The sequence below is a fragment of the Levilactobacillus brevis ATCC 14869 = DSM 20054 genome, assembly GCF_001433855.1.
In the GTDB taxonomy this organism is placed as follows: domain Bacteria; phylum Bacillota; class Bacilli; order Lactobacillales; family Lactobacillaceae; genus Levilactobacillus; species Levilactobacillus brevis.
Window position 1 is genome coordinate 26,911 of the sequence record NZ_AZCP01000001.1, and the last position, 20,070, is coordinate 46,980.

Sequence of the window (20,070 nt, forward strand, 5' to 3'; positions counted from 1 at the left end):
GAACCGCCAACTCCCAAAGAACCAACGGAGCTAGGCGGTTTTAATTTGGAACAAATTCAGGCGATGGCCGCGGAGAACAAGGCTCGCGCTGAACAAGATCGCCAAACGGCTCTAACCACCGCCGCTAAGGAAAATGGCATCAAGTTAGACGACAGTCTTTCGGCAATGGTCTTGAATTCTAGTAAAACGCCAGATGATATCGCTGCCAATATTAAGTCTCTTGCCGGACTGAAAACGTCAGCACAACCCAATACCGATCCTGGCTTTAGCCCAGATGGTAAGCACACCGCACAGGGCGTGTTTGGTGATGCGCTGGCTGACACGTTTGGCAAGAACAATAAGGAATAGGAGGATTCAAAATGGCATTTATTAAGACACGAGTATTTGGAACGGGTCGGGAAATTCTGACCAACTTTAGCCATGCGTTGACACTGTCATGCATGGTACAAGATACAGACGCTGTTGCGGATAGTAACGGCGTTAAATTCATTAAGGCTGGCACGCCATTAGGCGCAGCAGGTTTTAAGATTCGTGACCGGGAAAAGGCAGTTTTATCCCCAGTTACTGATGCTGCCCAAGCGGTGGGTATTGCTATGCACGATATCAATGTCACCGATGGTGTGGCGCGGGACACAGTTATTTTCCGCGGGGATGTTGTCTTTTATAACATGGATGCTGATGTTCAAAAGTTATTTACGGCGGATATGGAAAAGGCGTTACCACAAGTTACTTTAGTTTAGGAGGCTGAATCAATGACAGCAATGGAAAATGTCGCGGAAATTAATACCCCTAAAAATATGGCAGCATGGTATGAGCAAAAGATTTTAACCATGCCTCCTTATATCGGTGAATTATATTTCCCATCAATCAAGGTTCAAACAGATTTACTTTCGTATCTTATGCAAAATCAACGAGCACCAATGCTGACAGCGCAAAGCTCTTATGATTCACGGCCAACACCGATTAATCGTGATAAATTTGAGCAAAAGGTAATGCACACTAAGTTCTTCCGTTCTGCGATGGCAATGAACGAAAAGGATTTGGTCGAGCTTAACCAAGCAGTTGTAAACCAAGATGACAGTCTAGTTACGACGGCGATTAAGAAGTTGTTTGACAACAAAGTACAGCCATTGTTGGATATGCGTGCACGGCGTGAATGGCTTGATATGCAAGCTCTAGTCAATGGTCAAATCTCACTTAATCCGTTGGAACCAACGTTAATTTATGAGAGCGATAGCCGTTTGAATCTTGAAGCTGAAACCGATTGGACGGATATAGAAAATTCTGATCCATTCAAAGATATTACCAACGCGGTTGATACTTTGAAGAGAACTCACGGCATTGTACCTAATCAGATTTTGATGAACACCGATACGTTACGGCTTTTCCGGCATAACGAGAAGCTAAAAGCAACGCTGTTTGCAAATAACGCCAATACCAAGGACATGTGGTTACAGGAATCTGCCGTGGTTAATGCCATGCTAGATGAGCTTCACATTGTCCCAGTCGTTTATGATCAGGGCTATGAAGATGATAATGGGACGTTCTATCCATACGTTCCGGATGGCAAGGTGGTAATCATGAACGCGCCAATTCCACAGTCATTTGCGAAGAACGGCGGTAACACGTCAACCGGCGTTTCAACCGGACAACCGGTAGGCCATATGGCATTTGCCCCAACACCAGAAGAACTGCAAAATCAACTTGGTAATATCCCAAGCAAAGATATCCAGTTCTATGACACGGCGGTCGCTTATCATGAATACTTTGACCAAGGATTAGCACAGTTCCAAACGATGATCTCCATGAACTGTTTGCCAACGCTTGAAGGTGGTCGGACGATTGTTCGGATGACGACCTCAAAGGCGGCATCTACTGACAGCGGGAACACTGATGGGGCGAGTAAGTAACAGTGCGAGTAAGCCCAAATTAAATGGGATCATTACGACACCAACAACAGCCAAGATTAATCTAAGCTAGGAGGCTTTTTTAATGGCAGATACAGCAACATTCGATATCTATGATGATAAGGGTACAAAAGTGGTTGATGGGAAGCCATCGCCTGATGTGATTTCGTCATTGACTAGTAACAGCGTCTTTTCAGGTTATGGGGCAACGTATGCGGGCAAAACCGCAAAGTTAGCGTTACCTGACATTGTGACCACTCCGGGTAAGCCAACTGTTGCGGTTACCGCCGGGGATGGCAAGCTGACTTATACCATCACGCCTGCAACTGGCGATGGAGCAGCAGAACGTTCTTATGTGGTTAGCCATTCTACGGATGGTAAAACCTTTACCGATGTCGAAACGCCAACGGTGACCGGTGATATTACTGGGTTAACGAATGACACGGCTTATACGGTCAAGGTAACCGCTAAGAACGCAGGCGGTTCTTCGACTGAATCCGATACGGTTACTGGTACGCCCACGGCGAGTAAACCCAAGTTAGGCAATATCTCAACTACTGACAGTAGCGCCACAATTGAATTAAGCTAAGGAGGCTAATCTATGTCTGAAAAAATTGAATATTCAAAGTTAGCTCGCTATACCGTGCAAAAAGGGGATAGCGAGTTTTCTGTTGCAGAACATTTTAATGTGAGTGTCGGGGCGTTGCGCCTTGTTAATTCTCGAAGCGCCGGCAACTATTTGAAACCGGGTCGAAAGATTTATCTCCCAGTCGAAAAATAAGGAGGCCGACCATGGCTGATGAAGTTGATAGCCATGCAAAACTAGTGAAAACGATCAAGCTGCTGGCAGGGGCTGATGCCTCTGGGATTACAGATGAGCAACTAAATGAATTCATTGGTGTTGCACAGGCCTATGTGGGCACATTTAAGCCACCTGAAACGGTGGCTGACCAATTAATCGCATTATGGGTTTGCCACCTTCTAGCGGCGAAATTAGCCAATCTAGGGACGGTTAAAATTAATAGTGTGTGGATAGAACGAGAAAGTTCGGCAACAAATGCTTGGTTCGATCAGTTTTGGACGCTAATAAGTGCTTTAGGACTTGGGAAAGCGACGGTGATCGGATTTTGACGAAAGATATAAATAGCATTGATCGGATTCTTGTGGAATATCGAAAGCTGAATCATCTTACTGTGCGTGTTGGAGCGTTGAGAGCCAGTAATGGTCACTCTGAACAGCAAATGGAGATGATAGCCATGGCTAATGAGTATGGGGTTCCCCACATTACCCCAGTTCACGGGCAATGGCTGACTATTCCAACAAAACTTGCTGGGAGCCAGAGCGCAAGGCAGATTGATGGGCTTTTTAAACCACATGGCAAGAATGTGCTTGCAAAAGCGAACGGAAATGGTGGTCTTGATGTCTATTTTGTTTTAGTCAAGCAGATCACAATTCCTAAACGCTCGTTTCTGACAAGCACCTTTACCAACAAGTTTGAATCTTCATGGTTTGAACTGGCCGAGGTCAATATTTCAAAAGTAGGTGTGGGAGAAATGACGGCTCACGAGTGCATGGCTGATATTGGTCGCCACATGGCACGAGATGTACAGGCAAGGATTGCGAGCATGCACTCTCCCCATAACGCGCCAGCTACCATCGCTCGAAAGGGTAAGGATAACCCGTTAATAGATACAGGCGCACTTTATCGGTCAATTAGCTGGACGGAGGATTTATATGACTAATCCACTATTAGCACAAATACCGGCTATCTTCCCATTGATGGCTGAGACATTTGAACTATTGCGGGTAGGAGAAGCACAGTCTGATGATGCAACTGGGGGCTTCTCTGGGCCTAGCGAAGATACTTCCGAGTTGGAGCCAATCGGAACAATCTGCGAGCCGATGATCCCCGAATCAAAGGCCCAGACTATGCAGATGGGTGAGGGCGGTAGCTTTACAAATTATGCTTACCAATGGTTTTCAATGACTAAGTACCCCAAAGGTACGTTGGTTCGCTATGATAGCCTGACGCTTGAAGTTGTTGAGATTGAGCCGTACTGGTCACAAGGCGGTTTTGCCATCTACTACATGCAGAATAGAAGTGATACTGATGTACAAAGCTAAGACCTATGATTGGGACAATTTCGCTAAAGGACTGGTGGCAGTTCTCCGCGACATTACGAATAACCAAGTGCCAATTTATAGTCGTACCAGGTCTGAGGACCATAAAGGCTACCCGTTCATTGTTTATGATTTGCGGCCGCACCCGGACATCATCTATTCAGTTGAAAGGACTCATGAAGTCTTTGACCGCATTATTTCAATTGACTGTTGGGCTGAGTCGGACGGTGAAGCTAATGGCATTGCTGACGATCTGCAAACGTTGTTGCAGGATTTCCAGTATCGGGAACAGCTTAACTCATACGGAATCACGTTAAATAAGATCGAAGAGAGAGACCATCGCAGTGAAGCGTTGGCCTCTTTTTTACAGGTTTCAAATTATGGGTTCGATATGGTCGTGCAATTGGTTCGTAATTACACGAGCAAGTACCCAAATATCACACAATATGGAGGTTCAAATAATGACACAAACAATTAATGGCCGCGTGATTGAGGTCTCCTCAGTTCATGTGACAACTAGCTATGCGCAAGTTGTCAGCGACATTGGTATGCGCGGCGTTCAAATGGGAGTTGCGGGCGACAAGGAGGGCATTAAGTGCTATCGCAGCCTTGCTGACCTCGAAGATGATTATGACATTGATACACCTGTATGGAATCAAGGCCAAGCGTACTTCGGTGGTACCTCTGATGGTGCTTTTTTCGTTAGAACTTATGACCCCAACTATACGGCAGCACAAAAGCCCGCTTTAGACGGTGTCACCACAACTGATAACTCAGCAAGCGTAGCTTTATCAGGCACCTCAGCTTCCGAGAGCGTATTTATCCACGCACTCGCCAAGTATTACTATGCGGGAGCTGAGTACCACCTTTTCCCAATCGCTAGCGAAGAAGATAAAGATATGGCGCTCACTGTGTCGAACTTTGTCGAAGCACAAGATCGAGGGATTTTACTAATTTCCATGACGACAGAAGCCGGTCGAATGGCAGTTGACAGTGACTTTGATTTTCTCGAACAAATCAAGGCTAACCGCGCGACTAAGATTGTTTCTTTGCCAACGAGTGATGATCCAAATAACACCATGGGTGCGGATTCATTGGGCCATTTTGTAGGCGATGCCGTAGGAGCCAACTTCAAATTTACTACCGGATTATCTGTATCACCTCAAGACCGTTTTGAACTGACAAATGATGATTTAGCGGTTTATGAAAAGCGGAACATCGGAACTTATGCAACTGAAAACGGTAAGAACATGATTACTAACGGTCGCATGATGTCCGGATTGGCACTGTCAACGATGGTGATTAAAGATTCCATCACAAACGATATTATCCAAACAGTTAGCGACTATTTACAAAAGAATCGCCGGGTCCCGTATGCCTCTTCCGGAGTTAAGGCCGTTCGTGGGCTACTGATGGGTGTTTTAGGAAGCTATGTGTCATCCGGATTGATTAAGGGTTACTCATTGAATGACCCAGACGCTGACAGTATTAGTGAAGAGAAGAAAGCTACTGGTATTTTGGATATCTTCGCGTGGAGCTGGGAATCTGTTCCAACTATTGATGATGCTGAGTTTGCACAAACGCTTGTTGTTTATGACGGCCAATAGAAAGGGGATTATGTAATGGCAATTACGGATTATACAGATTATAAGTGGGATGCAGCCTCAACGGTGTTAACCGTAGATGGAATTCAGCCTACTGCCTATGCTTCTGGCGATATTTTTACGCTTACCTTTACCAATGATTTAGTTACCATCAGCATGGATATTTTTGGGCATGGGATTGCAATTATCCATCACGATGGTTCTGCTACCTTCCAGCTAAATCTGACTGCTTTGGATGAAGTTTATTTGACGATTTTGAAGAACTTCGATCCAGTAGATACTCACGTTATCGATGTCATGACACCGGTTGAACACGTCCACATTGATTCGGCATATCTGCCTAAGTTGCCACCTGTTGGTGTTGGTAGTGATGCGCCATCACGGCAGCTTGAATTTAATACACCAAGAGCAATTGCTGAACCAGCTGCCGCCTAGAGCGGTTTTTATTTTGTACAAAAAGAACTAGGAGGATTTTATTATGACTGAAACTAAAAACGAAGCTGTAACCAAGGAAGTTAAGACTCAACCAGAATGGAATGGGACGTTTGAAGATGTTACCAACCACCAACGGGCTTTCAAAATTACCGAATCTGATGGGACAACGATTGAGGTTCCATTCAATTGGCCTGGTCGAACGGTAGCGGAAAACTTAGATGGGCTGTCATATGGGTCAATCAATGGTGTTTTGCGTGATACCCCGGGAACTTACCATGAAGCACTATTAGACTTATTTGGGACACCAAAAGTGGCCGGTAAGGTTCATGAACCACTTGATATGAAGTTTTTTGAAGATGCTGCTAACCAGTCAGACCGGAACAAGACTTTTGATTATCTGATGGATAATGGGGAATCGTTTCTTAAAGGCAAGCTCAACTAGTCTGAGTCAACGGGCTGTTCAAGCCTACTTAAATTCAGATGATCCTGACGTGTTGAAATGGTATGCCTACATGGAGGGGACAGTTAGCCTAACATTTGACGATATTGATAAACTCACGATTCCTGAGCTGTCTGTAATGGTCTATTGCACGAATGAGCGCATTAAGAACCAGACACAAGTGGAAGCGGGGCGGATGATTAGTGGCTAACAAAATGATCCGTCATGGCACAATTGGCTTTAGTGTCGCGGGTGATCTTTCTAAACTTGAACGAGCTAACAAGCTCATGGACGGGATGGAGAGACGAGCTCATAAGGTCAACCGTGCTTTGGACTCAATGATTCCCCAGCGAGCCTTTAACGAGGCAGCTAATGGTTTTGGACGAATTAGTAAGGCTGCCGATAAATCCCGTGAATCGATTGATAGTGCCAAACGAGGACAGAAAGAGTATGGCTATGAGGCCAGACGAACTTCTAAATCCGTTGTTAAGTCTTGGGATCAAGTAACTAGTGCTCAAGACAAAACGCGCGTTGCTACTAATAAGCTAGGGACCGCGGTTTCACGAACCAATGGTCAAGTTGGAACGTCTGCCACACGAATGGGTGACAAGAGTGAACGTGCCTTTGCCAAGACCCGTGTGGGCGCCACAAAAGCACGTGGTAGCTTTGACCGTTTGTATACCTCTGGTAGCAAGCTAACCAACATGGGAAGCATGGTCACTATGGCTTTACTTCCAGTTGGAGCGGCGTTTAAGCAGGCCGCCGACCAAGCTACCGAATTGGAAAACAAGTACACGACCATTCGCAACTTGCTGAACACCGGTGGCGAGTCACTTGGGGCTTCAAAGGCTGAAACCAAAGCCATGCAGAAAGAAAACAATGGATTTGCATTAAAGTATGGTGTTGATCCATCTGACATGGCAAGTGGTGGTGAAGAGCTTATCCGGCGTGGCTATTCGGGTAAGCAGGAACTTGCGTCCCACAAGTCATTCTTACAGGCGTCTCGTGCCTCTGGCGATGATTATAAGTCGGTAGTTAACTATGGTGCCTCCGCGCTTGAAAAATTTGGTTATAAGACCAAAGCCGGGGATTCCATTGGCAAGATGCGGAAGTATACCAGCAAAGTCTTAAATCAGATGGCGTATGCCGCTGATATGACGGCCACTGATTTTACCGGAATTGGTAACGCGTTAAACATGGCCGGTGGGACGGCTCATTCTACTAACCAATCGCTTGCCAGCACGGTTTCAGCCTTAGGTGTCCTTTCCAACAACGGTTTGGACGGAACCCTTAGTGGGACAGGACTGCGTAAGGTTTTGAACGCTTTCGCTTCACCTTACACTTCCCTTAAATCACGACAAGGCCAAGCCATCAAGGAATATGGCATTGATACCAGCAAGTTTTATGGCAAAGACCATAACTTAAAATCACTGCCTAAGCTGTTAAATTATTTGAATAGCAAAACCAGCGGATTATCGGAGTCCCAAAAACTAAAGTTCCAAAACAAATTCTTTGGGGCAACCGGTCAAGAAGCTGGTAACTTCTTAATGGCCAACACCGGTCAAATTGGTAACCTGACCAAAAAGGTTGAACGTTCGCAGGATCAAAAAGGCAATGGGTATATCGCCAATTTATCTGAAAAGAACATGAAATCTTGGCAAAACCAGATCAACCGGACCAAACAGTATCTTAACGTTATGGGGCAAGGCTTCGCTAAAAACGTGTTGCCGGGCTTCACTAAGGCGTTGAAATATGCCAATGGCCTTCTTGGGTATCTGATTAAGTTGCCAAAACCAGTCAAGACAACCGCGGGCTATATCGCCGCCATTGGTGGGTCATTAGCTGCGGCGGTTACTAGTGTTAAGCTGCTTGGCAAAGCTGGTGGATTCTTATTTGGAAGTGGCCGTGCAGCTTCACGTGGTGGTGCTACTTCTAATGCCGTTGCCGATGTTGCTGATATCGCTAGTTCTCTACCGATTGGTGGTAAAAGTGAAACTAGGATGGGCCGACTCGAGGGCCGTCGTGCGTCAACTCGTATGGGACGATTAAGAGGTGGCCGTCTTGGCAAACTCACTGGTTTATTAGGCGCTGGGACGCGATCAACCGCAGAAGTCGGAGAACGTGAGGCCTTGAGACTAGCTCAACGCGGAACGGCTTCCAAAGTTTTAGGCGGAGTTAAGGCAGTTGGATCACGGATTCCTTGGCTTGATGTGGCGTTATCAGCTACTTCCCTAATAGGGATGAACAAGAAAAATGCTGGCGGCAAAATTGGAAACTTCGGTGGAACCCTCGCCGGAATGGAAGGCGGCGCCGCGCTTGGTAGTGCCGTGGGACCAGTTGGCACAGTCGTTGGGGGCGCAATTGGGGCCGGTGTCGGGGGATTTGCTGGCTCTAAAGCAGGCAAAGCTATTCAACATGCAGTTACTAGTCAAAGCAAGCAAAACAGCATGTACGTGCCGGGAGTCGGGGATGTATACAACCCTGGCAGTCGAAAAAAGACCAAGTCTAAACCCAAGGCTGATCCCAAGACAACGTTAGGTTCTGACAAGTGGAATGAAACTAACATTGGCAAATCGAATTATAAGTACATCAAGCAAGCCGCTAAGCTGGAACAACAAGGCAATGTTGAGTGGGCTAATTCGGCCGGCAAGACTACGAAAAAGCTTCGGGGTACCTATAATTCTCTCTATAATCTTGCCAAAAAACGAGCTGATGGACAGCTTAGCAACGACCAAAAGGGATACAGCTATTTAAAAAAGGCAGGACTATTAAACGTTAAAGCTGCCGATAGCGCGTATAGCCAAGAAAAGGGTAGTGTCCAAAAGCGGGTTTCTTCGCTTAAATCAGGGCTGAATAAGCTTTTGAGCAACGATAAGATGAGTGGCACACAACGTGCTAAAGCCATTGATAAGGTCAATCGGCAAATTATTTCATTGACCGACAAAGGTTCATTGAAACAGAAGGCAATCATGACTAAGATGATGTCTTCCAACACTCATCTAACCGCTGCTGGTTATGCTAAAATTCTTACTTCTAGCAAGAAGAATGAAAAACAGACCATCAAAACGGCTCAAAAGACTTATAGTGCTGAGGTTAAGTCGGCTGACAAACGTTACAAAAAGGCCAAAAATTTGGCTGAAACATTGCCGGGGTTATCTGAGAAACAACGAAAAGCTGTTATCAAAGAAGCCCAAAAACAGCGTGATGCTGCTAAAGATAAGGCCCATAGCCAGTACAAGAGTACAGTGAAATGGGCTGAAAAACAGAGGCATGACGTTGTCGAAAAAGCGAAAGAAGAGGCTGGTCAGGCCGCGGATGCATTTAACTCGGCAGCCAAACATGTCGGTAACAGTATCCCAGCCCTTATCGAACAGAATGCTAGTTTATTCGGTGGGCATGCAAAAAAGCCAGTGTCTAGCTATCAGGCGATTAGAAACAATACCAACCCAAAGAAAAAATTAGCCGATGCCGCTGCTAAACAAAACGGTACCGCTAAGAAGCCCAAGAAGGATAGTTTCGGCATGACAGGAGCATTTGCTTCTGGTTCTGTTGATCGCTATCCACATGGACTTCCGTACTCGATGTGGGCCACGGTCAATGATGGTGGCGCCAAGGAATTAATTATTCCACCGGCAGGGCAATCGTTTGTTGCTAAGCGAATGAACCAAAAGGTTTGGCTGCGCAAAGGTACTCACGTGCTTAACGGTCGTGATACCAAGCGAGCGATGGGCGGTGTGCACCTCGCTTCTGGGACGGTTAACTTGTCGCCAGCTCCCGCACTTAGTGGCAAAAAGGTCAAAACTGGGATTGAAGGGACTAAGAAAAAGTACGACAAGGAACTCAAGGGTTCTAAGCGTGCCGTTTCAACGTTCAAGAAGTCTAGTAAGTCTGATTTTGGAAAGATTAAGTCTGATACTACTGATAAAGTTTCGGACACGACAGCGAGCGTTTCGAAAAAGTATAAGTGGTTGAAGTCTAATCTGTCGAACACCACTGATGACATTAGCAAGGATTGGCGTTCAAGTTGGAAATCACTAGTTAATTACTTTGGTGATGTGTTCAGCAAGCTTAAGCCATACGCCCACAAGGGGATGGCTGGGGCTATCTCTTCGCTGAATGGCGGATTTACTGGAATTGATTCAGCCTTGGCGCAATTCGGCGGTAACAAGCAAGTTTTAAAGCCAATTCATTATGCGCGCGGTTCTCACGGACCAATCGCAAGTGATCGGATGGCGGTATTAAATGATGCTAAGACCGGGCCGCGGCAAGAATTAGTTGTTCGTCATGACCAATTGCTGCGCCCTCATGGTCACGATGTGCTGACTCCTTTGCAAAAGGGCGATGAAGTGCTTAATGGCTCACAAGTTGAACAGATTAAACCCTACTTACCCCATTTTGCTAAGGGGACTGGTGTTTCTAAGTCCAAACTTCGCAAGATTGCTAAGGCAAATGCTAAGCGACCGACAGAGGCTTATAATGATGAGTTCACCACTAATGTAAAACCAAGTGGATCAATCCTGCAAAAAGGAATCGGTGGTACTGCTAAGGCTGCTGCCAAGTCAGTCGGGCCTAAGTGGTCTGACGCCATGTGGGGATATATTAAAGGCCTTATTGTTGGTAGCGGTGGCGGTCCTGTTCTACGTTCTCCGGGTTCCGGATGTTCTGTATCATCTGGTTTCGGAAACCGTGGCAAAGTTGCCGGCGGATTTAGCTCCCACGATGGTGTTGACTTTTCTGGTTCCAAAGTTGTCCACGCCTTACAGGATGCAGTTGTAACCGGAGCAGGCGGTCACAAGCGTGGCTGGGAAGGTAGCAACGGAATTGGCCAGTATGTCACCACAAAGGGCGGCAAGTTAAGCCTGATTTATCAGGAGCTTAATGGCAAAGCTAGTTCTGGCGCTGACATTCTTGTCCACACTGGTGACCACATCAAGCAAGGCCAAGCAATTGCCAAATTGGGCCCCAGTGGTACTCACGTCCACATTGGGGCAACGACACATCCGATGTGGTCAATCAGTGGTTCTAGCTCTGCCGGATGGCTGGATGTAACGAAGCTAAAGAACAATGTTGCTGGGGCAAAAAAGCGGAAGAAAAATAGTAGACTAACCGGATTGGTTAAGAACCAGCTTGGCAAGTCAGCATCTAAGTGGATTGAAAAGCATCTGCAAGAATCTGATGCGAATGTTGGCAGCTTGTCTGGAAGCATGGCTCATCGGGCGAAAACTTTAGCGGCGGCCATTAAGGACATGTACCCAGCAGCAACAAATGCTGGTATCGCAGCTGTCCTGGGTAACTGGGAGTTTGAATCCCGTCTTGATCCAAATGCTATCAATCCCGGCGGCGGAGCTAGTGGGCTTGGACAATGGTTAGGCGGTCGGAAGTCTAACTTAATTGCTTATGCTAAGCGAAAGGGCAAGAGCTGGAAAGATGCTGGCGTTCAGCTTAGCTTTGCATTGAATGGCGATGGTTCGGATAGCTCGGTTTTGAAGAGCGTTTTACGTGGCAAAGGGTCTGTTGCATCGCTCGCTAACAAATTTTCTAGTCAATGGGAACGTGGTGGGTACAACGCCCAACACGTTGCTGGCGCTAGAAAAGTGGAGGCAGCTTTACACAATAATGGTGGCTGGTCAAAGAGTGGCAAGCTAAACATTTTTGGTGAAAAGGATCCTGAGGTTGCAATCAATCCTAAGCGTCCAACCGCTGATGGACTGATTGGTAGCGCAATTCATGAAAGAGCCAAAGTTAGCAGCAAAGGTTTGGCAGGTCAGCTTGATCGTGCAATGAGTGCTAAGACCCAAAAGTCTAGCAACCAATCACTTTTTAAGCAGGCAGTTGCCGCCATGCGCCAATTAGTCTCTACTAGTAATCGAACATCTAAGCCAGCTAAGCCTAATATCGTTATTAATTCAACCGTTAACTTCAATGGTTCAGTTGATAAAGATACGGCTGATTATGCGACTGATAACATTGGTAAAGTTATTGAGCGCAAGGTAAATGAAGCGCTGGCTAAGTATGCACAACAGGCCGGACGTGATATGCATTTAACTGATTAAAGAGCTGTAAGGCTCTTTTTTCATACATAGATTTTTTATTGAATTACGGGAGGTGACATTGTGACAACCAAAAAATATACGACTTTAGCTTCTGTTAAGAAGCTGTACCAGCAAGAACAGACAGCTGCTAACAAGAAGTTAAAATCGATCAATAAGACCCTATCCAAAAATCAAAAGAAATTAGCGGCTGCAAAAGAAGCAGTTGGCAAGCTAAGTGGCGCAGCCCAGAAGAAGACGGAAAAATTAATCACTAATCTGACTAAGTCAATAGCTACTAACAAAAAACAGGTTAAGAGTGCCAAAACAGCGGTGACTAAAGCCAAGGCTAAAACGAAGAACTACAAGCATTCGCGAGAGGCTTCAAAGGTCTATAAGGATCAGATTCTTACCAAGATGAAGAAGTCGAAGTATTGGGGTGAGCGGGCTTATATCATGCCGAAGTACCCTTGGGCGTCTACATCGTATGTTTTTATCCGCACTAATGATGAACAACCAACGTTTAGTAGTAACTTAACATCGAATCCGACCGAAAAGGGCGGAACGGTTGCAGGATCAGCTGAAACTCAGCCAACAACGGTTGCCGTTCAAGGTGTCTTAGGTGGTGATGGTGGCAATTCGCATCTAAATGGGTTAAAGACACAGGCCAAACGTTTAGAACGCTGGGAAAAGAACCATACGCCTTTGGAATGGCATGGCGAGTATACTATGATGTCCACCAATATTTCCGATTTTTCACCAGACTATAGCCACGAGATAGGCACTGGTGGGGAAAATATCATCAACTTGTCGATTACGTTGCAAGATGTCGAGTATGCTGACTCCAACAAGAAGGCCAAGGCCAAATCCACCAAAAACACAGGGACGAAGGCCACAACAAAGTCCACTAGCACTAAATCAAAAAAGAAATATGTGATAGCAAAAAAAGGCACTACCTATTGGTCAGTGCATGTAAAAACTGGGGTGTCGTTAGCGACCATTGAAAAGAAAAACAAGTATTCGGCCACTAAAATTCCAATTGGCGCAAAGATTTATTATTGAGGGGAGGTGTGATTGATGGCCGAGAATGATCGGATTTTAGTTGATTTGAGCGATGATACCGAAGAAGAGTTTGAAAAGGAGTTTAATGGCGTCAAATATAACTTTAAGGCTTATCGGAATGCGCAAAACGACCGAATTTATATGTCAATATTTGACGAAAATATGGTTCCCATCATCATTGGGGAAAAATTGATGTATGGCATGGATATTTTTGGCACAATCAACGATCCACGTTTACCGGCCTTTTATGCAATTCCTTATGATGAATCCGATCAAGTGCACGAGGTTACCGGGGCAACGTTCCAGAGCCCTGTTTTTATTTTCTTACCACAGGATGATGATGCAGATGGTTCGGAAACTGATTTTAACGATGATCTGGATGATGACGAAGAATCAATAGATTCTGCTGACCAGACTATCAGCGATGATGATGCCATTAATCTCTATGGTACTGATCAGATTGTAGGTGGTGAGAATTAATGAAACTGGTCCATTTTTATCAAAAAATAACCGTGTGGATATCTAGTAAGGAAACATTTACAGTGATTTATCGGGCGCGGGCGCCATACCGCATTTTGATTGAGCATAACAAAACTTACACGTCTAAGGGTACTCCCGGTAATACTGAAATCAGTATTCATAACTTAATCAAGTCACATGCCAATCATTTTAAAAAGGGCCGCCGAGTAAGGCTAACGGCCGGCTGGTATAATGCCGATGATACGGCCCACATCATACATCAAGTAGTAGATGATAAGATTTCAACTGTGACGCCACCAACAGAGAGCGCAGCGGATTCGGTTGTCACCTTTGACATTACGGATGGTCAAAAATACGACAATTTAAAAGCGGTTAAGGTCAAGAAATCCAAACGTGTCCGCATGCGGGCCAGTCAAAAAGATTTGGATAAGGCCATTTCCGCTTATAATTCTAAGATGAACACCGACCGGCGCAAGTGGATTGATGAGCACCCACATGCCAGCAAGAAAGAAGTTACTGCCAAAAATAACTATTACAGTAACAAAAAGAAAAACTATGCGACCAACGCGCGGTCTGCCTACAACAAACAGCGCAAGGAGCTCAATAATAAAAAGAAATATCAGATTAAAAAGAGCTATGAGTATCTTAGCTTTAAGAAAAATACTAAGGCCTCGACCATCGTCAAAAAGGTGGCTAAGGAATCGGGGATTAAGCTGGCTAAGGTCAACCTCAATTATGATCGTAAGTACACAAACGGATATACAGCAAAGTCCAAACCTATGAAGGTAATAGAACAGATTGCCGGCGATAGTGATACGGATATTATCTATCGAAACGATGCAATTTATCTGGAAAAGCTAGACTCCAAACGAAAATTAAACCTATACATTGACTACACAACGGGATTGTTGGAGGAACCGGAGTATCAAGCTGACAACGATTCAAAGGTGGCCCAATGGCAAGTAACGTTCTTGTACCGCAGTCTAGCGGTTGGGGACGTTTTTCATTTGAAGTCAAAAGCAGTCACTGGTTGGGTAATTGTTTTAAGTGGGTCAAATTCTTTTCAGTCTGGTTCCGCGCCATCAACGCAAGTCATTGTCGAACTGTATTCGGAATACAAATCTAAACTAACTAAGAAGATTAACAAAAAGAAAAAGGCTGATCGCACAGCTAAAGCCAAGGCAGATAAGAAGTCGAAAGCAGAGGCTAAGAAAAAGCGGACGGCGCGTGCCAAAAATAAAAAAAGTAAGTAGGTGGTTCGATGGCAAGAAATATTAGTAACACTAAAAAGGGTGAAAATGGACTGGCGGTTCTTCTAAAATTGTTTGGAACCGATATCGCGCAGGCTATTAATGTGGCATATATCGCTAAGGTCACGAAAATTAGTCCACCAACAGTTAGCCTACAGCCTTTAGCTTTGACGGTTGGCGATAATAAAAAAGAGGCACTTGTTGAAAGTGTCCCAGTTATGATTCCGGTAATTAGCATTGGCGGGAAAGCGCCAAAGGTTAATTTGAAGGTTGGTGATAACGTTGGGTGTCTAGTCTTGGATCACGACACGACTCACTATAACGGCCATGGAGAATTCCGCCAAATGACAAAAACACCACATCTAGTTAACAACTCGTTAGTTATCGGTAAGATTGCAGAGGCAGGTGATTTTAGTGGCAACTGATCTTTTATATGATGAGGTCACGGGAGATCTTGTTATCAACGACGGACACCCCATTGAAATCAGTGGTGTTGAAGAACTAGCACAAGCGGTTCGATCACTCCTAACAACGCCTAAAGGAACTGCTTTGAATGAAGATGAGCTTGGAATGGATATGTCTTTTCTAGTTGGCGGATTTGATGAAAAGATGGCAGTGGAGGCTGCTACCGAGGCCATTATGCAGGATAAGCGAATATTAGCGGTAAATGATATAACCGTAGCACCTGATTATAAGCGAGGTGTCGCGGTTTTTAATATCGCCTATTCTTCAACTGTGGGGGATGTTGGGACGCCACAAAATACAGTAGCGGAGGTGAGCTTAGATGCCGTTAACGGATAATGGTTGGGAAGAACTGACACTTGACCAAGCGCTGGCAAACGAGCAAACCCGCTTTAAAACATGGCTAGGTCAAGAAACAGATTTGTCACCGCATTCTCCTTGGGGAAAGCTGTGTATGAAAGAAGCACAAGATGACGTTGACGATGACCAGCAATTAGAAATGGTTTACGATTCTGGCTATGCGTCTCAGGCAGATGGTGTCAGCTTAGACCGATTAGCTTCAAACTATGGATTACAGAGAAAGCTATCACAAGCTGCCAAAGCAACGCTACAGGTTACGGGCACCCCAGGCTATTTGATTGAGGCGGACACCCGTTTTATGACGTCAGATGGTACAGAGTTTTTGAATGCCTACGATACGCAGATAGGCGAAGACGGAACAACCGAGTTATTGGTCTATTCCGATGACGAAGCTGATTATGTCAACGTTGATGCTAACACCATAAACCAACAGGCTGAACCAGTCGAGGACATCTTCGATGTCAACAATGCAGTTGCGGCGGTCGGAGGTGCTGATCTTGAACAGGATTATGATTTCCGAAAGCGGATTTTGCCGAACGAGGTTGCTGCTGAGAACGGAACGAAGGATGGATTAAGGGTTGCAATGCTCAATGTTACAGGAGTTAGTGATGCGCAAGTTATTCGCAATCCGGATGGCGAGGTTGATAGCTATGGAAATCCACCGCATTCAATGCACATTTATGTTATGGGCGGTGATCCTGATGCAATAGCCCAAAAAATATTGGACGTTGCCGGTGGTGAGACGCTTTTTGTCGGTAAGTCTCAGGGAACAGCGATTGATGATAGCGGCCATCAAGTTATAGAACGCTTTGACCAAGAGGAACTGGTTAACGTGAAATTTGATATTAAAATTCAATCGTCCAGTGGGACTGACGAAGATGCTGTTAAGCAATCTGTTTTAGATTATCTAGGCAGTTTGGCGATGGGGTCGCCAGTGATTATCAACAAGTTATACAGCTACCTTTATCAAATTGATGGAGTTGATTACGTTGAATCCATATCTGCTGGAACTGGGGACACCATGGGGGCGGAAAACATTGCATTCAGCGACTATCAACTCGCTAACTCAACGGATGAACTAATCACGTTGGAGGTGACGGCCAGTGCTTAGTGACGACGACACGTTGCTTGATGGGACGACTTTTGCCGAATTTCACAAGAACTCGATGGCTATTTTTAATGATTTTCGACCAGCGTATAAGGGAACCAATTTTGACAAATTGGTCAAAGTCCTTGATGCTGGTCGTTTTGCACGCCGACAAAACATGGATGAGGTTACTTCGTCTCATGCCATTGTGAATCAACATGGGTTGCAACTGGATAATACCGGTGATGATTTAGGAATTCCGCGCAATGGTGCGGACGATGATACCTACAAGTTCTTGTTACTGTCACGCGCAATGGTGCGCAATTCAAAAGGCACACTCAATGATCTAATTCGGATTGCTGCAAACCTACTTGGTTGTGACCCCGCCGATATCTATATGAAGCGCGACCGCGATTACAATGCTGATGGCGCGATCACTGGCACTCCTAACACGATTGATCTGGTTGATGTCCCGTACAACAAGGTTAAAAACATGTTTTTGCTAAACCGGTTACCGGCTGAATTAGAGCGTGCGGCCATAGGCGACACACGTGTCAATTTCGTTAACCTATCTGTTCCGATTGAGCAAAATGCCTATATCGGCGTGGCTGTTTCTGGGTTCACAGAAATTGACATTTCTGTGCCAGATTCAATTGAGGTCAAAACAAGTAGCAAGGTTGATGTCAATGTTGGCAGCAACGTTGGCTTAACCTATTCCATTGATATTTAGAAAGGAGTGATTAAATTTGGAATACAATTCAAAAAGTCTAACCCGTGAAGGTGCAACGATGCTGGCGTTAGCGGATAAAGAAGAAAAGGCACTAATCATTGACGAAGTTATGGTTTCTGAAAAAGTCATCACGGCAGGAACCGACATTTCAACGTTAACTATGGCCGACTTCACGAGTCCACTAACGTATGGAATCAGTTCAAAGGTTCAGTCTGACAACCAGTTTAGTGTCAAGTCAGTTATTACCAATCATTGGCAGGATTCTGCTAATGCAGATCACACGACTAACAAGGATTTTAACGTGGCGTTGGTCGGCGTGGTTGCACATGTTGATGGCTATGTTGACCAGCATGTGCTAACCGTGGCCGTAGGGAATGACCCGTTTGTTTTACCAGCATATCAAGGAACAGATGTATCGTTTGTTTTCGGCATTACACAGGCCTATTCTGCTTCGCAAAACGTGACAATTAAAATGGACGGTAGTGCTTACGCACTCGCAACCGATCTTGATGATGTCAAAAACTTGCAGGGGTCTATAGGCATAGCAATTGATGGTAAGTTAAAGGATTATGCCAAAAAAGACGAGGTGCAAAACCTTATCCCTGATGATATCGCGACTACCAAGAATTTAGCCGATGGCGACGCTGAAACACTCAAGTCGGCCAAGGAATATGCGGACGCACAGGTTGGCGACAAGGTCAAGACTACGGACACTGATAACTGGCAGAAGGCAAAGATTACCGGGGATGACGGTGGCAACAAATATTCATTTACAACAGCCAACACAACCGACTTAGTGGCTGCTATTCAGGCGTTACCTCTTGGCTATCATACATTTTATTGCCAAGCCGGAGTCCAAGGTAATCCGTCATCGCAAGCCGTGCGTGGTATTGCCGAGATTACCACGGCGGGCGCTAATCCTTTGGGTGTGGGCTATTTGACAGACAGTACAGGAGCCTTTTGGTCATTTTATGTGGATAGCTCTGGTTTGAAGTTGAAGCGGTCTGCCGATGTTGATTCAATTGACCCAAGTGTGATAGTTAAGACGACGCTGACGGCAAGCGATGATGTGCTGAACCTCGATTATGGTTCATATACCATAAGTGGTCCACTGCCTAAGAATGCCCCTGACCTTGAAAATACTGGTATCAACTGGGGCACGTTAGTAGTCCTTAAGACACTAAGCGGTGCTAACAAGACGCTAGAGTATAGAGATGTGAAAGGCAATGTTCTCATCAACATTTTGTCAGGTAAACCTCTCACTTGGTCTGGTTGGCATATACCCAACGAGAATTCGGTGGTCAAGGATAATGGTGATGGCACAGTAACAGTCGATGGCCGCAAGTTTGTGCCAGCAGATACCGACCATACAATTCCCGTCAGCGAAGCGGGTGTGGCGGGTCCGGCTAACTTCGCTGCTGGTACGCTCAAGGTGGACGACTTAGAGGTTTTGGGTGCGAAGGTGTTCAGTGATACCGATGACTATAAGACCTTTGCGGCGGCGCATCCGAGTGCGATTACCATTGTCACGCACAATACCACGAGCTAGGAGGGACTAAATGATTAATTTAGGCGGTAAAAAGGTGACTAAACTGCTAGTTGGCAGCAGTGTCATCTATCAAGACAATGGAGGCTGGCAGCAACTGAAAGTTTTGTCTCCTGATGGTGGGAATGTATGGTTTAAAAACAATGGGGATGGCACGGCTTCACTAGTAGGAAATGTTGGCATTTCCATTAGAAAAAGTGCGGCCGTTACGGTTGATTTATTCAAAGCCCCAGAAGGGTATGCCTTCACTACTCTTGATTGGAATGTGTCCACGGGATCGGATATTACTTTCATCAGGCAGGTTTATGCCTATGGTAATATCATTGGATATGATTATGCAAAGGTAAGTATTTTAGATGGCACACTACAGGCCAGCTATAGTGCGAACCAGTCCCTATCGTCAGACCCCACACGAGGAATTATTACTTTTTCGAGGGCTACGACGTATAGAACCCAAGATTTTGCTACGTTCGCTCAACCGGCAATCATCGGAATTGAGAAACTTTAGGAGGAAACAACATGACAAAATTGATTAACCCTATTTATGATGGGGGGGGG

The 20,070-nt window shown here is 45.4% G+C and carries 23 protein-coding genes; all 23 read left to right on the forward strand.

What is annotated here, in order from left to right; genetic code table 11:
* Positions 1 to 348, forward strand: a 348-nt coding sequence (locus FC61_RS00280; protein WP_235803826.1) for a hypothetical protein, incomplete at its 5' end; no start/stop codon positions are given.
* An 11-nt stretch (positions 349 to 359) separates the two neighbouring features.
* Complete coding sequence (locus FC61_RS00285; protein WP_021742262.1) at positions 360 to 740, forward strand: hypothetical protein; 381 nt, start codon at positions 360 to 362, stop codon at positions 738 to 740.
* 12 nt (positions 741 to 752) lie between these two features.
* On the forward strand, positions 753 to 1,910 hold the full coding sequence (locus FC61_RS00290; RefSeq protein ID WP_021742261.1) for a major capsid protein: 1,158 nt from the start codon (positions 753 to 755) through the stop codon (positions 1,908 to 1,910).
* An 82-nt stretch (positions 1,911 to 1,992) separates the two neighbouring features.
* Positions 1,993 to 2,496 (forward strand): fibronectin type III domain-containing protein, encoded by a 504-nt coding sequence (locus FC61_RS00295; protein WP_021742260.1) that lies wholly within the window; start codon positions 1,993 to 1,995, stop codon positions 2,494 to 2,496.
* A gap of 12 nt (positions 2,497 to 2,508) precedes the next feature.
* Entirely contained in the window at positions 2,509 to 2,688 is a 180-nt protein-coding gene (locus FC61_RS00300; RefSeq protein WP_021742259.1) for a LysM peptidoglycan-binding domain-containing protein, read from the forward strand.
* Between the two features lie 11 nt (positions 2,689 to 2,699).
* Positions 2,700 to 3,038, forward strand: coding sequence for a hypothetical protein (locus tag FC61_RS00305; RefSeq protein WP_021742258.1), 339 nt, complete (start codon positions 2,700 to 2,702; stop codon positions 3,036 to 3,038).
* A 125-nt stretch (positions 3,039 to 3,163) separates the two neighbouring features.
* Positions 3,164 to 3,649: a hypothetical protein gene (locus FC61_RS00310; RefSeq protein ID WP_145980459.1), complete on the forward strand. Its 486-nt coding sequence runs from the start codon at positions 3,164 to 3,166 to the stop codon at positions 3,647 to 3,649.
* Positions 3,642 to 4,031 (forward strand): hypothetical protein, encoded by a 390-nt coding sequence (locus FC61_RS00315; RefSeq protein ID WP_021742256.1) that lies wholly within the window; start codon positions 3,642 to 3,644, stop codon positions 4,029 to 4,031. The genes FC61_RS00310 and FC61_RS00315 overlap by 8 nt, the downstream gene beginning before the upstream one ends.
* Entirely contained in the window at positions 4,018 to 4,506 is a 489-nt protein-coding gene (locus tag FC61_RS00320) for a phage neck terminator protein (RefSeq protein WP_021742255.1), read from the forward strand. Before FC61_RS00315 ends, FC61_RS00320 begins: the two co-directional genes overlap by 14 nt.
* Entirely contained in the window at positions 4,490 to 5,635 is a 1,146-nt protein-coding gene (locus FC61_RS00325) for a DUF3383 family protein (protein WP_035464842.1), read from the forward strand. Before FC61_RS00320 ends, FC61_RS00325 begins: the two co-directional genes overlap by 17 nt.
* A gap of 15 nt (positions 5,636 to 5,650) precedes the next feature.
* A complete protein-coding gene (locus tag FC61_RS00330) occupies positions 5,651 to 6,067 on the forward strand; it encodes a hypothetical protein (RefSeq protein ID WP_021742253.1) in 417 nt (138 codons plus the stop codon).
* A gap of 43 nt (positions 6,068 to 6,110) precedes the next feature.
* Positions 6,111 to 6,509 (forward strand): hypothetical protein, encoded by a 399-nt coding sequence (locus FC61_RS00335; protein ID WP_021742252.1) that lies wholly within the window; start codon positions 6,111 to 6,113, stop codon positions 6,507 to 6,509.
* A 49-nt stretch (positions 6,510 to 6,558) separates the two neighbouring features.
* Positions 6,559 to 6,717, forward strand: a complete 159-nt coding sequence (locus FC61_RS00340; protein WP_155516306.1) for a hypothetical protein — start codon at positions 6,559 to 6,561, stop codon at positions 6,715 to 6,717.
* Complete coding sequence (locus FC61_RS00345; RefSeq protein WP_021742250.1) at positions 6,710 to 12,559, forward strand: phage tail tape measure protein; 5,850 nt, start codon at positions 6,710 to 6,712, stop codon at positions 12,557 to 12,559. Before FC61_RS00340 ends, FC61_RS00345 begins: the two co-directional genes overlap by 8 nt.
* Positions 12,560 to 12,619: 60 nt before the next feature.
* On the forward strand, positions 12,620 to 13,597 hold the full coding sequence (locus tag FC61_RS00350; protein WP_021742249.1) for a phage baseplate protein: 978 nt from the start codon (positions 12,620 to 12,622) through the stop codon (positions 13,595 to 13,597).
* A 15-nt stretch (positions 13,598 to 13,612) separates the two neighbouring features.
* On the forward strand, positions 13,613 to 14,077 hold the full coding sequence (locus FC61_RS00355) for a phage baseplate plug family protein (protein ID WP_021742248.1): 465 nt from the start codon (positions 13,613 to 13,615) through the stop codon (positions 14,075 to 14,077).
* Complete coding sequence (locus tag FC61_RS00360; protein ID WP_021742247.1) at positions 14,077 to 15,330, forward strand: hypothetical protein; 1,254 nt, start codon at positions 14,077 to 14,079, stop codon at positions 15,328 to 15,330. The genes FC61_RS00355 and FC61_RS00360 overlap by 1 nt, the downstream gene beginning before the upstream one ends.
* Before the next feature lie 8 nt (positions 15,331 to 15,338).
* Positions 15,339 to 15,752 (forward strand): hypothetical protein, encoded by a 414-nt coding sequence (locus FC61_RS00365; protein WP_021742246.1) that lies wholly within the window; start codon positions 15,339 to 15,341, stop codon positions 15,750 to 15,752.
* On the forward strand, positions 15,742 to 16,128 hold the full coding sequence (locus FC61_RS00370) for a DUF2634 domain-containing protein (RefSeq protein ID WP_021742245.1): 387 nt from the start codon (positions 15,742 to 15,744) through the stop codon (positions 16,126 to 16,128). The genes FC61_RS00365 and FC61_RS00370 overlap by 11 nt, the downstream gene beginning before the upstream one ends.
* Positions 16,112 to 17,260, forward strand: coding sequence for a baseplate J/gp47 family protein (locus FC61_RS00375; RefSeq protein WP_021742244.1), 1,149 nt, complete (start codon positions 16,112 to 16,114; stop codon positions 17,258 to 17,260). The genes FC61_RS00370 and FC61_RS00375 overlap by 17 nt, the downstream gene beginning before the upstream one ends.
* Positions 17,253 to 17,966, forward strand: a complete 714-nt coding sequence (locus FC61_RS00380) for a hypothetical protein (RefSeq protein WP_021742243.1) — start codon at positions 17,253 to 17,255, stop codon at positions 17,964 to 17,966. Before FC61_RS00375 ends, FC61_RS00380 begins: the two co-directional genes overlap by 8 nt.
* A gap of 16 nt (positions 17,967 to 17,982) precedes the next feature.
* Positions 17,983 to 19,515, forward strand: coding sequence for a hypothetical protein (locus FC61_RS00385; RefSeq protein WP_035464838.1), 1,533 nt, complete (start codon positions 17,983 to 17,985; stop codon positions 19,513 to 19,515).
* Positions 19,516 to 19,525: 10 nt separating this feature from the next.
* Positions 19,526 to 20,020 carry a hypothetical protein gene (locus FC61_RS00390; RefSeq protein WP_021742241.1) on the forward strand — a complete coding sequence of 165 codons (495 nt, stop codon included), beginning with the start codon at positions 19,526 to 19,528 and terminating at the stop codon, positions 20,018 to 20,020.
* Positions 20,021 to 20,070: the final 50 nt, after the last annotated feature.

What these genes read in the sequence shown, in the direction of transcription:
- FC61_RS00285 (WP_021742262.1), top strand. Translation starts at nt 360, where the DNA reads ATGGCATTTATTAAGACACGAGTATTTGGAACGGGTCGGGAAATTCTG.
- FC61_RS00290 (WP_021742261.1), top strand. Translation starts at nt 753, where the DNA reads ATGACAGCAATGGAAAATGTCGCGGAAATTAATACCCCTAAAAATATG.
- FC61_RS00295 (WP_021742260.1), top strand. Translation starts at nt 1,993, where the DNA reads ATGGCAGATACAGCAACATTCGATATCTATGATGATAAGGGTACAAAA.
- FC61_RS00300 (WP_021742259.1), top strand. Translation starts at nt 2,509, where the DNA reads ATGTCTGAAAAAATTGAATATTCAAAGTTAGCTCGCTATACCGTGCAA.
- FC61_RS00305 (WP_021742258.1), top strand. Translation starts at nt 2,700, where the DNA reads ATGGCTGATGAAGTTGATAGCCATGCAAAACTAGTGAAAACGATCAAG.
- FC61_RS00310 (WP_145980459.1), top strand. Translation starts at nt 3,164, where the DNA reads ATGGCTAATGAGTATGGGGTTCCCCACATTACCCCAGTTCACGGGCAA.
- FC61_RS00315 (WP_021742256.1), top strand. Translation starts at nt 3,642, where the DNA reads ATGACTAATCCACTATTAGCACAAATACCGGCTATCTTCCCATTGATG.
- FC61_RS00320 (WP_021742255.1), top strand. Translation starts at nt 4,018, where the DNA reads ATGTACAAAGCTAAGACCTATGATTGGGACAATTTCGCTAAAGGACTG.
- FC61_RS00325 (WP_035464842.1), top strand. Translation starts at nt 4,490, where the DNA reads ATGACACAAACAATTAATGGCCGCGTGATTGAGGTCTCCTCAGTTCAT.
- FC61_RS00330 (WP_021742253.1), top strand. Translation starts at nt 5,651, where the DNA reads ATGGCAATTACGGATTATACAGATTATAAGTGGGATGCAGCCTCAACG.
- FC61_RS00335 (WP_021742252.1), top strand. Translation starts at nt 6,111, where the DNA reads ATGACTGAAACTAAAAACGAAGCTGTAACCAAGGAAGTTAAGACTCAA.
- FC61_RS00355 (WP_021742248.1), top strand. Translation starts at nt 13,613, where the DNA reads ATGGCCGAGAATGATCGGATTTTAGTTGATTTGAGCGATGATACCGAA.
- FC61_RS00360 (WP_021742247.1), top strand. Translation starts at nt 14,077, where the DNA reads ATGAAACTGGTCCATTTTTATCAAAAAATAACCGTGTGGATATCTAGT.
- FC61_RS00365 (WP_021742246.1), top strand. Translation starts at nt 15,339, where the DNA reads ATGGCAAGAAATATTAGTAACACTAAAAAGGGTGAAAATGGACTGGCG.
- FC61_RS00375 (WP_021742244.1), top strand. Translation starts at nt 16,112, where the DNA reads ATGCCGTTAACGGATAATGGTTGGGAAGAACTGACACTTGACCAAGCG.
- FC61_RS00390 (WP_021742241.1), top strand. Translation starts at nt 19,526, where the DNA reads ATGATTAATTTAGGCGGTAAAAAGGTGACTAAACTGCTAGTTGGCAGC.